The organism is Bradyrhizobium sp. G127 (assembly GCF_021502575.1).
Taxonomy (GTDB): Bacteria; Pseudomonadota; Alphaproteobacteria; order Rhizobiales; family Xanthobacteraceae; genus Afipia.
This window is the reverse complement of the sequence record NZ_JAKFGN010000001.1, coordinates 564819-580411: the sequence shown is the minus strand read 5'-3', so window position 1 is coordinate 580411 and position 15593 is coordinate 564819. Positions and strand designations below refer to the sequence as shown.

Genomic DNA, 15593 nt, shown 5'->3' with positions numbered 1-15593 from the left:
TTTAGATGTTTAGCTGTGGTCTTTTTGGCTCGGCCAGACGCTGCATGCCAATATCCAAAGCGCTAAGAGATTCAGGATGGGCACGAACACCAATATCGACCAGAGCGGGGAAAAGCCGATCCTACTAAGAATGCGACCGATTGGATAAAGCACCAACGCTATCAACGCTAGAACAAAGAGCCAGTGAATTGGTCCAGAAAACTCCATCGTATCCGACTACCCATACATCACGCTCTGTTCCTATCAATTCAGGCAATAGTCCCCATTATTGAATAGCCTATGCGTAAAGAGCGTTGATCAGGATCAACCAAGGTGCCCCATCATGATATCTCGCCTCAGTTAACAACATCACCAATCGTTGCTTCAGTTCGAGAACGACTGATAAGGTGTCGCGTCCTTTATCAGGCTCTCCTCATTCGACTGGTTCTGGCACATGCACCGGTTTCACCATTCCAACATTGCGGATCGGTGGTTGAGGGGCACCGGAATCGCTCGACGCCAAACCGACCTCCTTGACCAGCGTGAAGATCGCCGGGATCACGATCAGCGTCAGCAGTGTCGATGAGATCATGCCGCCGATCATCGGCACTGCGATGCGCTGCATGATCTCCGAGCCAGCGCCTGTGCTCCACATGATCGGTAGCAATCCCGCCATGATCGCTACCACGGTCATCATTTTCGGGCGCACACGTTCGACCGCACCTTCCATGACTGCGTCATAAAGATCGCCGCGGGTCAGCGCCCGGCCTTCGGCATCACGCGTTGCCTTGATCTCCGCCAGTGCATGATCGAGATAGATCAACATCACGACACCGGTTTCGGCTGCGACGCCGGCAAGGGCGATGAAGCCGACCGCGACCGCGACCGACAGATTGAATCCAAGCCACCACATCAACCAGAGCCCGCCGACAAGCGCAAACGGCAGCGACAGCATGACGATCATGGTCTCGGTGATGGAGCGGAAGTTGAGATACAGCAGCAGGAAGATAATGAGCAGCGTCACCGGCACCACGATCTTCAGGCGCGCGGTGGCGCGTTCGAGATATTCGTACTGGCCGCTCCAGACCACATAGTAACCCGGTGGAAACTGGATGCTGGCCTGCACGGCCTGCCGCGCGTCGGCAACGTAACCGCCAAGGTCGCGGTCGCGGATATCGACATAGATATAGGTTGCCAGCTGGCCATTCTCGGTGCGGATCGATGTCGGCCCACGCGCCGGTTCGATTTTGGCGATTTCGCCGAGCGGCACCGCGCCGCCAGCCGGCATCGGAACGAAGACATCGTTCGCAATGGCTTGCGGACTGTCCCTCATGTCGCGCGGATAACGCATATTGACGCTGAAGCGCTGCCGGCCCTCCACCGTTGTCGTGACGGTCTGGCCGCCCAGCGCGGTCCCGATCACGTCCTGGACGTCCTGAATCATGATGCCGTAGCGCGCCAGAGCCGCGCGGTCGGGCGTGACGTCGAGATAATATCCGCCGATCCCGCGCTCCGCATAAGCCGACGACGTTCCAGGCACGGCCTTGAGCACCTGCTCAATCTGCCTGGCGAGCTTGTCGATCTCGACCAGATCGGTGCCGATCACCTTGACCCCGATCGGGGTCCGGATGCCAGTCGACAGCATGTCGATGCGGGCCTTGATCGGCATGGTCCATGCATTCGAGACGCCGGGGAATTGCAGCGCCTTGTCCATCTCCGCGATCAGACTGTCGACCGTGACGCCTGTCCGCCACTCCTCCTTCGGCTTCAGGTTGACGATGGTCTCGAACATTTCTGATGGCGCCGGATCGGTCGCGGTTAACGCGCGGCCGGCCTTGCCGTAAACAGACGCCACCTCCGGAAACGACCGGATAATTCTATCCTGCATCTGCAATAGTTCACCTGCCTTGGTGACCGAAATACCCGGCAGCGTCGTCGGCATAAAGAGCAGCGTGCCCTCGTTGAGGTTCGGCATGAATTCGGTGCCGAGCTGACGAGCCGGCCAGATCGTCACTGCAAGAACAACGAGCGACAGCGCGATCACCAGCACCTTGGCGCGCATCACAGCCTTGATCACCGGCCGGTAGATCCAGATCAGGAAGCGGTTGATCGGATTCCTGTGCTCGGGGACAATTCTGCCGCGCACAAAGATAATCATCAATGCCGGGACAAGCGTCACCGACAGCAAGGCCGCGGCCGCCATTGAAAATGTCTTGGTGAAGGCGAGCGGACTGAACAAACGTCCTTCCTGCGACTCCAGCGTGAAGATCGGCATGAACGACACGGTGATAATCAGCAGGCTGAAAAACAGCGCGGGACCGACCTCCGACGCCGCCTCGATCAGGATATCGACTCTTGACCGTCCGGGTTCGGCCCGCTCCAGATGCTTGTGCGCATTCTCGATCATGACGATCGCTGCATCGACCATGGCGCCGATCGCAATCGCGATGCCGCCGAGACTCATGATGTTGGAGCCGAGCCCCAGCAGCTTCATCGCACCGAACGCCATCAGTACTCCAACCGGCAGCATCAGGATCGCCACCAGCGCACTTCGGACATGCAGCAGGAAGACGATACAAACCAGAGCGACGACGATACTTTCCTCCAGCAACGTATGCTTGAGGGTGGCAATGGCCGCTTTGATCAGGTTGGAACGGTCGTAAACCGGAACGATCTCGACGGATTTCGGCAGGCTGCTCGCGATCTCCTTGAAGCGTTTCTTGACGTTGTCGATCACGTCGAGCGCATTGACGCCAAACCGTTGCAGCACGATGCCGCTGGCGACCTCTCCCTCACCATCAAGCTCGGTGATGCCGCGCCGCTCATCGGGACCGAGTTCGACGCGGGCGACATCGCGCAGCAGCACCGGCGTGCCGTTATCGGTCTTCAATACGATGTTGCCGAGGTCGTTGATGTTTTTCAGATAGCCCTTGCCGCGAATGAGGTATTCGAACTCGGACAACTCCACCGTCCGGCCGCCGACATCGGCATTGCTGGCGCGGATCGCATCGCGCATTTTCTGCATGGTGATGCCGCGGTCGCGCATGCGCTGCGGGTCGAGGATGACATTGTATTGCTTGACGAAGCCGCCGACGCTGGCCACTTCCGCGACGCCTTCAGCCTTCGCCAGCGCGAACTTCAGGTTCCAGTCCTGGATGGTGCGTGTCTCGGCGAGATTCAACTCCTTCGACATCACCGCGTACTGATAGACCCATCCCACGCCGGTGGCGTCGGGACCGATTGTCGGCGTTACACCGGCCGGCAGCCGCGAGGCCGCTCCGTTGAGGAATTCGAGCACGCGCGAGCGCGCCCAATAAATGTCGGTGCCATCTTCGAAAATGACGTAGACGAACGAGACCCCGAAGAACGAGAAGCCGCGCACGACTTTCGATCGCGGCACGGTCAGCATCGCGGTAGTCAGCGGATAGGTGACCTGATCCTCGATCACCTGCGGCGCTTGCCCGGGATACTCGGTATAGACGATGACCTGCGTGTCGGAGAGATCGGGGATCGCGTCGAGCGGCAGATGGACCAGCGCATAGATGCCGGCGGCGGCGGCAAAGCCCGCGCCGAACAGGACCAGCAGCAGGTTGCGCGCCGACCAGTCGATGATGCGGGCGATCATGGCTGACCTCCCGCTTCCGAGAAGCCCTTGAGCGCAGCCTTCAGATTGCTTTCCGCGTCGATCAGAAAGTTTGCCGACACGACGACGGGATCGCCCTCCACGAGGCCCTCGCGGATTTCAACATGGCCATCGCCGCGATGACCGAGTTTCACGTCGCGCGGCTCGAAACGTCCCTGCCCCTTGTCGACAAACACCGCCTGGCGGCTGCCGGTATCGAGCACGGCACTCTCGGGAACGGCGAGCACGGGCTGCGGACTGCCGATATCGATGTCCGCATCGACATACATGTCGGGAAGCAGCGCGAGATCCGGATTTGTCAGCTCGATCCGGACCCGCGCGGTTCGCGTTTCGCGATTGACCTGCGGATAGATGACGCTGATCGTTCCGGTGAACGTCCGTGCCGGAAAGCTGCGAGCACGCACAACGACCAGCTGGCCGACTGCCAGCGCACCAAGATCGCGCTCGGCGACATCGATCAATGCCCAGACCACGGAGGTGTCCGCAACCCGGAACAAGACATCGCCGGGCTGCGCGCGCATCCCCTCGATCGCATTGCGCTCGAGCACGATGCCGTTGCGCGGCGCCGACCACTCGATGCTGATCGGAACTATTCCATTCTTCTCCATCGCGGCAATTGCCGCGTCGGGAACGTCGAGGTTCATCAGCCGCTGCCGCGAGCCGCGGCCAAACGCGGCCACGCCGCTCGTCCCTTTCGACGTGATGGTGGCGATGTATTCAGCGGCGGCAGAAGCGACGGATGGACTGTAGATTTCCATCAGCGGCTGGCCCTTGCCGACCCTTGCGCCGGTGGTGACGTCCGCGACCTTCTGGACCCAGCTTTCCGCCCGCATCGAAATGACGGAAATGCGGCGCTCGTCGAGCTGAACCGTGCCCGGCGCGCGGATCATCGTATGAATGACACGGCGTGCGGCGGGTTCCGACTTGACGCCGGTGCGCTGGATTTTTCCGGGGGACAGCCTGACCGATCCATCGTCGCTGTCTTCGCCTTCGTAGACGGGGATGTAGTCCATCCCCATCGAATCTTTTTTCGGCGTCGGTGACGTGTCCGGCAATCCCATCGGGTTGCGGTAGTACTTGATCTTCCGATCCGCCGTTCCAGCAGGAATCGCGTCGGGAGCCGATGCCTCCTCCGCAGCGGCACGCACGGCTACGTAATCGCGGCCGTCCGGTGTTTTCTTCGGCGTGGGCGAGTACAACGATTTGCCGTCCGGATCCTGATAATAGATCGGCGCGTCATTTGCCTGCGCGGCCGCTGGCGTCACAAGAGCGAGGCGCGGAGCTTCGCCTCCCTGATGTTGCCCACGAACCATGATGAATCCGCCACCCGCCGACGCGATTAACGCGGCGGCGGCGATAACCGCACTGACGGTTCTCATTTCTGTGCCGTGATGACGAGCTTGTTTTCGACGGTCCCGGCCTCGCCCTGCACCTTGGCTCCGAGCGAGAGTTGCCAACGGCCTTCCATCCCGAAAGTCGCCTTGAACCTGTACATCCCCGGCTCACCGCCCGGCACCGGCACGACTTTCGTCGCCATCTCCTTCATGCCATCCGGCGCCATGTCGAGACGGGTCGCGATGATGATGGCGTCCGGCACCGGTTTGCCGGTGGTCTTGTTGACCAGCCTCACCGTGACGGTTTTGTCCGGACCCGCCTTGACGGTCTGATCCACAAGCTGGAATTCATAGTCCTTGATTTCAGCACGCGCGATCGTGGCGAGCGACCCAGTCATGGCCATGCCGATGAGCGCCGTCCGAAGGACGCGCAGTGAATTGAGCTTCTTCATTTCAAAAATCCTCCTCGAATGATCGTGATTGCCGCAAAGCGGCATGCGTCGATCCGCACGACCGAGTCGCGCGGCAGCACGGCGGCGAAGCGCCGATCAGATCAGGATTCGAGGAGGCTGGTCGGGAGGTGGATGACCCAGGCTATCGGGCCAGGACTCATTCCGCAGGGACATGACGGTTCCGGCGGCGGTGAAAGACGGCTGGACAATAGCCGCCGACAGGCCAGTGAAGCACTGGGCGTTGCAGGCCGCCATGAAGATGCATTTGTCGCAAGTAATCGGTGCCGGAGCCTTCGACGGACAGCACGGCATGTCGTTCGCCATCTCGTCCGTCGTGGCCGGGGCAGACATGCCATCCATCATCGCGTGCGTCGAAGCATCGGAAGATGCCTGCGCCATCACGGGGCGCGACAGTGGCACAACAACGAGCCCAACGATCGCAAAGATCACGAGCAAACGGCTGATGAATCGATAAAAATCCATGGCCCAATTTCACATAAGATCGCGGACTTGGGAAGACAGATCACATTACAAATCCGCAAACACAATTGATCTGGAACAATCACGTGACGGTTACCTGCAATATAATTAAGAGAGCCGCCTCAACCAGCCATATTCCTTCTATAAAACGCGAAAATGTTTGACGACCAGAGGCCCCCAGAGAGAATGGCCTGATAGCTTTCGGATGCACTGCTCTCCATTCCGAATGAGTCGGCGGGCATTCCAGGAACCGACAACCCGAGAACATTGGGCCGCCTTTCTAATAGTTCTCGTATAGCGGCTACAGCGGACATGACCCTCAAGGATGTATCCGCTTATCTCAGCAGTATGACAAGCGGTCAAATCGGGGCGATGCCGAGACGCCTCCGAACGTCGTGAAGATTTATCGTTTCATTAATTTTAACAGCGAAGCGAGCTTTCTTGAGATGACAAACCCAACCCGACCAACCTTGCGGAGCAAGATGTCATTATCTTGCATTTAGGTGCACTGCAGCTTCAAAAATGTGGCTCGAAGATTACTGAACCTTATCTCGCTTGATCTATTCAATTGGCGCGGCCCATTAGACCTGCAAGCATGCGGGGAAGACCCAGAGTTGCTGCGATACCCGCTATAACGATTACAATGGCGACGGCAAAAGCGGCATTCGGTAGGATCGAAACATCGAACAGCAGGCCGCTTGTCGTCGAGCCGAGCGCCTGCCCAAGACTCGCTGCCCCGGTTACACGACCCAAGTTAGCACCCCGCGTCTGACCGGCATGAAACGACACCCAATATGTCACGATCGGAAAAATGGCACCGGCACCAGCCGCGACAAGGGCAATATCTATAATCACGGCGATATGACTGCTTGCCAACGGAACAAGGACGAGTCCTACCGCCAACATTAGGAGGGCCGGCGCCAAGAGCCAACGCGTGATTTGAGGCTTGACGAGGGGCGGAAGCACCATCCCTTGGACAACGAACATCACCAAGCCGCATTCAGTGAACATCATGCCGACTTGGAACTTATCCATGCCGAGAGTTTGTTTGCCTCGTAGGGATAATCCTACTTCGAAGGCCCCGACCGCCGCCGCAGTAACGAACACGATGAACCATAGACGTAGAACAAGCGACCATTCACCTCCTCTTTCGGCTTTCTTGGCCCTAACATCGTTCTGCTCTATCGCATCGGGAACGAGGCTCCACACCGCTGATGCTCCTAGGAGAGTTAGAACCACAGCAGCAAGAAGACCGGCAACGAATGTTTCCTCCGCCCTTTCGGTGAGGAGGCCAGTAGTAGCACCCAGAACCATGCCGCCGATCATCGGTCCAACGAAAGAGCCGGCACCGCCGGCGATATTTATTAGAGCAAAACGGTGAGCGCGCCATTCCTCTGAAGGAGCATGGTCGCAAATCAGGGCGTATGCCGCCGGCGTGACTGCTGCCGCGAATAGACCCGCGAGAAAACGGCCAAAATAAAGGGCCGGCAGGTTTTGCACCAACACGAACAGCCCCAACGATCCGGCAAAACCAATCAATCCTAAGAGAATGACAGGTCTCCGCCCGTGCTGGTCGGAAATTTTCCCCCAGAGCGGCGCAAACAAAAAGAGGGCGATAGCATAAATTCCACTCAGAAGGCCGGTATGCCCCGATAGCGTCGTAGCGTCCGTAGTGCGGGCAAGTCGTTCAATCAAAAACGGAAGCATCGGCAGAATAATGCCGTAGCCGACGGCGATGGCAAATACGCCCATCAATATTGCAAACCGCGCGCGTACTGGAAGCGGCCGAGAGCATGTTTCTTCGAACACTCGATAGCCCCCTTACTGGACAGTGCCGCCCTCTAAGCGCAGTGATTCCAAACGACTTCCCGCGCACCCTCTAAGCGCTTTATGTCTGCGCATTGCTGTGGGCATCGCCAGCAGAAACAGACTAGTGATCCTAGAAATTTTTGCCCCTGATAATTTGCGCCAAGTCCCACCACCAACCGACCCGGCCCAAAAGAAACGAATTTTATTTGGATGCTACCGGCGGCTGGTTGGAGCTACAACTGAACACCGTAGCAATGCCGGCCCTTACGATCATCTTCGCCGGCGGTTTGTGAACAAGGAATTTCTCGCGGATAAGTTCTCGAACCAAGTGCGGTGTTGAGTTAAATCGAGAGGGACCGTCGGTGCGGGTTCAATTTCCATATTCGCCAACGATCTATTCGTAACGACGCTTCGCCTCGATCAACGACAAAGCATTGGCGTTGGCAATCGACGGATATACGCCAATCCCAAATTATCGGTTTTCTTTTCCGAAAGGATCTAAATCGCCATGCTCAGCACTAAACACATCAAATAGTTCGGATCCGTGTAGCGGAGAGCAAGCTTCGTCTGCCTAGCGTCTGCTGGGGGCGGAACTTAATCCATGCTACCCTGACACTGTCGCATAGTGAGCGCGTGGGCGGTCAGAGATTTCTACTCGCGAGATCGATGCCGAACAATTGCTCGCGCATCAACCGTCACAATTATGATCTAGCTCAATCTTCCGAGAGTCCGCGTGATTTATCAGAGCGAAACTTCAATATAAAATTCGGCAAAGATGGGGCTTTTATGAAAGCATATTTCATCGGCAGTGGCGTCGGATCGCTCGCGGGAGCGGCCTTCTTAATCCGCGACGGCGGGGTCGACGGGCGGAATATCATAATTTACGAAGAGTTGCCGACGCTTGGCGGGAGTTTGGACGGCACTCAACTTGCCGACGGTTCATATTCGCTTCGCGGTGGCCGCATGCTAACAACAGATCACTATGAATGCACGTGGGACCTTCTATCGAGCATTCTCTCCCTAGAGCATCCAAGCCAATCAGTCCGCGATGAAACCGTGGCATTCAATCTCCAGCATAAATCACATTCACGGGCTCGCCTCGTCGATCGTAACCGCTTCAAAGTGGATGTGTCGACGATGGGGTTCACAATGCGCGACCGGATGGAATTAGTTAGACTGTCTGAAGCTTCGGAGGAAAAACTCGGCAAGAGCCGAATCACAGACTGGCTGTCTCCATCATTCTTTCAAACGAACTTCTGGTATATGTGGCAAACGACCTTCGCTTTTCAGCCTTGGCACAGTGCCGTCGAACTGAAGCGCTATCTTCATCGCTTCATGAACGAGTTTCCACGTATCGAAACGCTCGGCGGCGTGAAGCGAACTGTTTACAATCAATACGATGCAATCGTCCGTCCCTTAATGACTTGGTTGGAAAAGCAGGACGTCCAGTTCGTTCGGAACACGCGGGTGACCGATATGAGACTTGAAGAAGATGGCGACAAAATCTCTGTAAAGCACCTCGTTCTGGATCAGAATGGAAACGACACAATCGTTTTTCTCGATGACGATGACCTTGCATTCTTCCAGAATGGTTCGATGACAGATGCATCGAGTCTCGGTTCAATGACAAGGCCTCCGGGACAACTGACCAAGGCCGATAGCCGCGGATGGGAGTTGTGGGAGAAGATCGCTGCGAGGCGACCGGAGTTCGGCAATCCCGCCGCATTTAACACCTCAATTCCAGAGTCCTATTGGGCATCTTTCACGGTCACATGTCGTGATCGAACATTCTTCGACCAGATGGAAGCATTTTCTGGCAACCCCGCAGGAACGGGCGGACTCGTCACCTTCAAGGATTCGAACTGGCTGATGTCGATAGTTCTCTATCATCAGCCGCACTTCATCGGACAGCCACAAGATGTTCAGGTGTTTTGGGGCTATGCGCTGCATCCTGACCGGGTCGGTGATTTCGTTGCCAAGCCTATGTCGGAATGCGGTGGCGCCGAGATTCTTCACGAGTTGTGTGGCCACCTAAACTTCAGCAGGACGGTATTCGAAAAGTCCACCTGCATTCCCTGCCGGATGCCATATATCACAAGCATGTTTATGCCACGGAGCAGCTCTGATCGGCCACTCCCGGTCCCCTCGAACTCCAAGAATCTTGCCTTTATTAGCCAGTTTGTTGAGATTCCGGATGACGTTGTGTTTACTGTTGAATACTCAGTCCGGGCAGCACAGACCGCAGTTTACGAGCTTCTGAAAATTAGGCGCCCCGTCCCTCCCATCACCCGACACGATAAGTCGATTAGTGTTCTCATTGACACGCTAGAAAAAGCCTTCGCCTGAGAAATGCTGATCACGCACGAATTGAATCACTCGGGTAGGCGGCCGGGTGTGGTCTAGATCCACCGCTATCGGATAAGGCCTCCGAGGAAAGAATTGGCTTTTGATGCTTATTTCGTGGTCCTTGGATGATCTTCCGAGATATGGCCGTTTCGCGGATCACAACCTCCAGCTATATTTCGTGTAATTGGCTGAAGGATTCGGCGAACAACTGCATCGGTCAGCGGGTTGTGAACAGAAAGGGCTTTAGTAGGTGGATGAGATCTGGATCGGAGACCTCATACGGCACTGGAGGGACGACGAGGGTGGGACCTACCGGAACTGGTTCCTGTGGGAAGAAAGGATCAAGAATTTCCGGTCCATCCGGCGCGGGCTTCAGGAGGTCATCACGGAAATCAAGGCCGACACCTTCGGTAACGCCTATAGGGGATCCTCCCTGGAGACGGTGCTCGACTCGATCGCCGAGCAGCGGCAAGTCTTCAAAGGTGCCAATCACGCGTTTATGTGGAAGCCAAAACTACGTATTCCAGACATCTATGAGAGCCGTCCAAACCAGATTGCCTTCGGTCGTTTCCTCGACACCTGCCTTTGCTGCGATACCGAGGAGCACGTACTCGACGCAATCCGGACTTTAGAGCAGGTGGCAATCAAAGGCCTCGGGCCGGCTGCTGCTAACCTGCTGTATTTTTTGCATCCGACGATCATGCCCCCGTTCAACACAGCTATCGTTAGAGGCTACAACGCGCTGACAAATGCCGGCGTCAAACTTGGCCGGTGGGATCAATATCTGGGGATGCGAAAAGGGATCCTGACGCTGAACTCCCAACATCGGAGCCTGCTGTCAAATGATTTAGGAGCGGCCGCTGCGTTCCTGTTCGATTTAGGTACGGAACGCTATCCGCTACCGCCGCAGGCGATGAACGGCTCGCTCGATGCATGGAAAGCAATTCTCGAGCAGGTCCGCGCCGAATCCGCCGCGGCAACGACAACTATCGCTCACGACGCCGACCACACTCACACCGAAATCCAGGGATGGCTCCGGGATCTTGGAATGGCACTGGGCTATAGCGTATGGATCGCCTCGAATGATTCCTCCCGATCCTACCGTAACGGCCGGCTTAGCGACGGCTGCCTTGTGCAGTTGCCCGACAATATTGCATATGCAATGCAAGGCGATACCATCAAACTGATCGACGTTCTTTGGATCGATACCCAGGGACATGTCGCAGCGGCCTTTGAGGTCGAGCATACGACCAGCATCTACTCCGGCATCTTGAGAATGCTGGACCTCGCGCTCGGCATAGAAGGCGGCGCCGCGCATCACCTCTTTCTCGTCGCCCCTGATAATCGGCAAGGCGAGGTCCGGACGCAATTTGGCCGACCTGCGTTCTCCCGCGTGTCTGAATTAAATTTACGGTATCTTCCTTACAGCGAACTTCGAAATCATCGGGAATCGATTGCCCGCTTCGGCGAAGGCCTAAAGGGCTTGCTTGCCATCAGCAGACCGATCACTTCCGTTTCGTCATCCACCAAAATTCCAAGCGCCGGAATGCATGGATGTGGGTCGTCCGAAGTGCCGACTTGAAGGCCACAGCCCCGCTCGCCACGATGAATATCGGCAGTTAGGCGATCACTGCAGCCCGACGCCTTTTCGCAAAGACTATCAACTCACAGCTTCACGTTGATCATTCCACGACAATGCTGGGCGCACTCGCGACACGTCGCAGCACAGCGCGCCATCCGGTCGTCACCAGCAAACAATTCGCAATCCTTAGCGCAAGCCTCACATAGCTGAGCACATGCTCCGCATATGACACCGTGTTGCGGAGAAAAGCGAAGCAAGGAATTAGCTGTGGTTTGACACATCTCCGCACAATCGAGCAGGAGAGCCATATGTGCTGCGGCAACATGACCTTCTCCCTTTTCGGTACAGTACCTTGCAGTCTCGAGGCACATACGATGGGATCTTAGGCACTCTTCTATGCAGCTCTCCCGCGTCATGGCACCTGGAGTCATTCCAGGCATCGCAGAATGATCTGGTCCGTGAGCCGAAACGGGCCCCACGGCGAGACTGACTGCGGCAAGAACCGCAGACGATCCGAGAAGCTGACGACGGTCCATCATGTTATCTACCTTCGTTCGAACTGCTTGATACGGCGTCGAGATTTTGAACCTAATCAGCCAGCAAATCCCGCGAACGCTTAATGTTCAAGGTGCCTCTAGAAGAACGTTTAAACTCAATCCACTTGGAATTTCTCACCAGAGAAGGCGTACTCCGCCTACGAAATTCACGCTTGAGACTGCCTTCAGGTTGCGCTCCGCAATAGCCGCCGTCTCGCTTAGCTTACGATCCCAACTCACGCCGATATACGGCGAGACATTGCGTGTAATGTCGTATCGGAGCCGAGCGCCGAGTTCGAAATCGGTAATACCGCTGCCGAGCTCCAACTCTGGAACCGACTGTAGCTGCCATCTTACGTCGATACGCGGCTGTAGGATAAGTCGGTTCGTTATCAAAAGATCATAAAACCCAGTGAATGATGCAGATAGCTCGCCCTTTTGGCTAACATACGCGTCCGCATCGATTTCGAACACGCCCGGCGCCAAGCCCTCAATGCCAATTACCGCATAAGTACGCGACGGGTTCGGCGAGACATCATGACGAACGCCAACCTGTAGATCAAAGAAGTAACTGATCATGCGCGAGTAGAGCGCCTGAAATCGAGCCTCCTCAAACTTCTGCTTTCTGCCATCATAAGCACCTTCTGATTTAAAGAAGAACTTATCGTAGTCATTGCCGACAAAGGCTTCCATATCCCAGCGGGCAGAGTTACCGGCGCCCAAACCCGCCCATTCCAATTTGTCGAAACGGACACCGCTGAACAGCGCCTGGTCTGGAAAGTTCGACCCGGGCAAACTGCGAAGCCCGGAATATGGAATGTCCTGGGATGGGCTCGAAACCGTCTGAGCGGTGGCGAGACCCGCCCGTGCGAAAGAGGCGGCGAGACAGAGGCTGAACAGCAGGACCCGATTCATGGCCGCCTCCTAATGGGTCGACGCAGTCCGGCGCACCACGTTGACCTGGCGCATCATGCCTGTCTCCATGTGGTAGAGCAGATGGCAGTGAAAGGCCCATGGTCCTTCCGCATCTGCCGGTATGTCGACATCCAGCGTGGTACCGGGCTTGATGTTGACCGTATGTTTCATGGGATTGCGTGCCCCGTTTCCAACTTCCGGAAGCATCCACGTACCATGGATATGCATTGGATGATTCATCATGGTCTCATTGATGAAACGGAATCGAGCGCGCTCGCCGAAACGCAAGGTAATAGGTTCAGCTTCGCTGAATTTGCGCCCGTTGATCGACCAGAAATATCGCTGCATGTTCCCGGTCAGCCGGATTTCGATGATCCGGTCAAAGCGCCTGTAGGGATAAGGTTTGAGCGGCTTCAGGTCGCGGTAGGAAAGAACTCTTGTGCCGGGGGGCGCTCCGGTGTCGTGAGTGATCGGATCGGGCATCGCCTGCTGACCCATCTCACCAACGCTTGGCATATCCTCTCCCCCTTGCTCAGGCGCCGGCGTTATCGGAACTGCTGAAGGAGTGGAGTTGCCGGGCTTGCCTTTCGATTGATCAGCCATGCTCGGCATGCTGCCGTGACCTCCGCTTTGCATCTGCGCAAAGGCCGCCCTTTCGTCGGCCGGTGCCCCACTCATCCCCGGCATTCTCTCATGCTTCATTCCCGGCATGCTTGGACTAGAAGAAGGCCTTTTCGTCTTTCGCTTCTCCTCCTGCCCTACGCTGCCGCGCTTCATGGGCATGACGCTTTTTCCCGTCATAGGCGCATCACCCATCCTTGGCATGCCGCCAGTGCCGTTCTCCATTTCCATGGGAATCTGCGGTGCTACATGACCCAGCATGTCCTGTTCCGGATGAACCGTGCCACGATCAATTCCCGTCGGCCCAGGATTCATCGCCATTTCGGACATGGACACGAGCCGTCGAGCGCGATGAACCGGTAATTGTCCAATCATCCCCAGTCGCGGCGCCAGGGTCGCGCGAGCAAAGCCGGTCCGGTCCATCGACTCCGCTACAATTGTATAGGCGCGATCTTCCTTTGGTTGCACAATGACATCGAAAGTCTCTGCGACTGCGATACGGAATTCATCGACCTGCACCGGTGACACGTTGTTGCCGTCGGCCTGCACGACCGTCATCTTGAGCCCTGGAATGCGAACATCGAAGTACGTCGACGTCGCCGCATTGATAAAACGCAAACGTACCCGCTCGCCCGGACGGGCCAAGGCAGTGTAATTCCGCTCCGGCGATTGACCATTCACCAAGAACGTGTAGCCCGACACATCCGCGATATCAGTCGGGTCCATCCGCATAAGTCCCCACGTCGCGCGATCATTAATGATCGCTCGGCGCGCTTCCTCATCGGGGGCTTGGCTGAGCTCCTGTATCAACCCGACCAGGGTACGGCGGTTAAAATTATACCAGCTACTATCCTGTTTGAGATTCCTGATAATGCGTTTCGGATCCTCATCCGTCCAGTCTGAGAGCATGATCACATAGTCGCGGTCATAACTAAATGGCTCACGCTCGCGCGGCTCAACAATGAGAGGGGCGTACATCCCGAGTTGCTCTTGCTCGCCCGAGGAGTGACTATGAAACCAATAGGTACCGGCCTGCCGAACCTTAAACCGATAAGTAAAGATCTCACCTGGCTTGATACCATCCCCGTATCCCGGTGAAATTCCCGGCACACCGTCCATTTCGGGTGGCACGATCAAACCGTGCCAATGGATCGACGCATTCTCATCAAGTTTGTTGGTGACATTGATCTCAGCGTCTTCCCCTTCCCTGAGCCTTAAAATTGGTCCTGGAAGTTGGCCATTGATGAGCATGCCAACGCGCTCGCGTCCCGTTACATTTACAACATGACGCTCGATCACGATGTCATGTGTTTCGGCGACCGCCGATCCGCTGCTTGCGGGGATACAGGCAATCACTGCACACCAAGCAGCGCTCCATATCTTGTGCATGCCAACACCATTTTGGACGCATCTAATCGAGGCAACCATGGTGCCTGACCAGAGTCAGCGTCGCGTACAAGCGACTGGCAAGTTAGGCTTCCGTTGATTTAAAAAACTGATCTACGTTAAAGATTGCTGCGATCTCGCAAGCTTGATGTTTTCGCGCAACAGTAAGCAGCGCGGTTGTACCCTTGTGCAGGAATTTCTTTTGGTGCTCTCGATCACTGCGTGCCGTTCTCCGCGCTGTGATGGCAAGCTGTTATGAGAACTGCTTAGTGCCACCGGCGACATCGACCGACCGCCACCCAGGATATCGCAGATCACCTCGGCGTCACGGTTGAAACAATTCCGCATACATTGGGTTCGAGACTGTAGGCTAGATTGAACCATTAGTCCCGGTCCAACCCAACTAAGGAATCGAGCTACGCTCACACGTTTTGTTTCCTAGAATGCAGGCTTTCACGTATCGGAGGGCGTTCGTTCATTAGACGAGATCGGCGAAGCCAAAATCAAATG

At 56.4% G+C, this 15593-nt stretch carries 11 protein-coding genes; 3 read left to right on the top strand and 8 right to left on the bottom strand.

All coding sequences use genetic code 11. The annotated features are described in order from the left end of the window. Positions 1–412: 412 nt before the first annotated feature. The 3 genes from LVY71_RS02800 to LVY71_RS02790 are packed head-to-tail and all read right to left on the bottom strand — an operon-like array spanning position 413 to position 5408. Entirely contained in the window at positions 413–3604 is a 3192-nt protein-coding gene (locus LVY71_RS02800) for an efflux RND transporter permease subunit (RefSeq protein WP_235097980.1), read from the bottom strand. Beyond that, the gene (locus tag LVY71_RS02795) at positions 3601–5001 is read right to left on the bottom strand and encodes an efflux RND transporter periplasmic adaptor subunit (protein WP_235097978.1); all 1401 of its coding nucleotides are present in this window, start codon (positions 4999–5001) and stop codon (positions 3601–3603) included. The genes LVY71_RS02800 and LVY71_RS02795 overlap by 4 nt, the downstream gene beginning before the upstream one ends. Beyond that, a complete protein-coding gene (locus LVY71_RS02790; protein ID WP_235097976.1) occupies positions 4998–5408 on the bottom strand; it encodes a FixH family protein in 411 nt (136 codons plus the stop codon). Before LVY71_RS02790 ends, LVY71_RS02795 begins: the two co-directional genes overlap by 4 nt. Positions 5409–5580: 172 nt before the next feature. Between LVY71_RS02790 and LVY71_RS02785 the strand changes: the two genes are divergently transcribed. Continuing rightward, a complete protein-coding gene (locus LVY71_RS02785) occupies positions 5581–5883 on the top strand; it encodes a hypothetical protein (protein WP_235097974.1) in 303 nt (100 codons plus the stop codon). Between the two features lie 127 nt (positions 5884–6010). Here LVY71_RS02785 and LVY71_RS02780 read toward each other — a convergent pair whose 3' ends face one another. Together LVY71_RS02780 and LVY71_RS02775 are read right to left on the bottom strand one after the other, a co-directional pair. Further along, positions 6011–6202 carry a DUF411 domain-containing protein gene (locus LVY71_RS02780; protein ID WP_283842498.1) on the bottom strand — a complete coding sequence of 64 codons (192 nt, stop codon included), beginning with the start codon at positions 6200–6202 and terminating at the stop codon, positions 6011–6013. Positions 6203–6452: 250 nt separating this feature from the next. Then, positions 6453–7640: an MFS transporter gene (locus LVY71_RS02775; RefSeq protein ID WP_235097972.1), complete on the bottom strand. Its 1188-nt coding sequence runs from the start codon at positions 7638–7640 to the stop codon at positions 6453–6455. A gap of 843 nt (positions 7641–8483) precedes the next feature. Here LVY71_RS02775 and LVY71_RS02770 point away from each other — a divergent pair. Continuing rightward, a complete protein-coding gene (locus tag LVY71_RS02770; protein ID WP_235099995.1) occupies positions 8484–10043 on the top strand; it encodes an oleate hydratase in 1560 nt (519 codons plus the stop codon). A gap of 250 nt (positions 10044–10293) precedes the next feature. Beyond that, entirely contained in the window at positions 10294–11625 is a 1332-nt protein-coding gene (locus LVY71_RS02765; RefSeq protein ID WP_235097970.1) for a type II restriction enzyme NmeDI-related protein, read from the top strand. 83 nt (positions 11626–11708) lie between these two features. Here the strand turns inward: LVY71_RS02765 and LVY71_RS23015 are convergent, their stop codons facing one another. The 3 genes from LVY71_RS23015 to LVY71_RS02755 all read right to left on the bottom strand — a co-directional run bounded on the left by LVY71_RS23015 (position 11709) and on the right by LVY71_RS02755 (position 15086). Continuing rightward, positions 11709–12041: a four-helix bundle copper-binding protein gene (locus LVY71_RS23015; protein ID WP_492235681.1), complete on the bottom strand. Its 333-nt coding sequence runs from the start codon at positions 12039–12041 to the stop codon at positions 11709–11711. A gap of 255 nt (positions 12042–12296) precedes the next feature. After that, positions 12297–13076 carry a copper resistance protein B gene (locus LVY71_RS02760; RefSeq protein WP_235097968.1) on the bottom strand — a complete coding sequence of 260 codons (780 nt, stop codon included), beginning with the start codon at positions 13074–13076 and terminating at the stop codon, positions 12297–12299. A 9-nt stretch (positions 13077–13085) separates the two neighbouring features. Then, on the bottom strand, positions 13086–15086 hold the full coding sequence (locus tag LVY71_RS02755; RefSeq protein ID WP_235097967.1) for a copper resistance system multicopper oxidase: 2001 nt from the start codon (positions 15084–15086) through the stop codon (positions 13086–13088). Between the last annotated feature and the right edge of the window lie 507 nt (positions 15087–15593).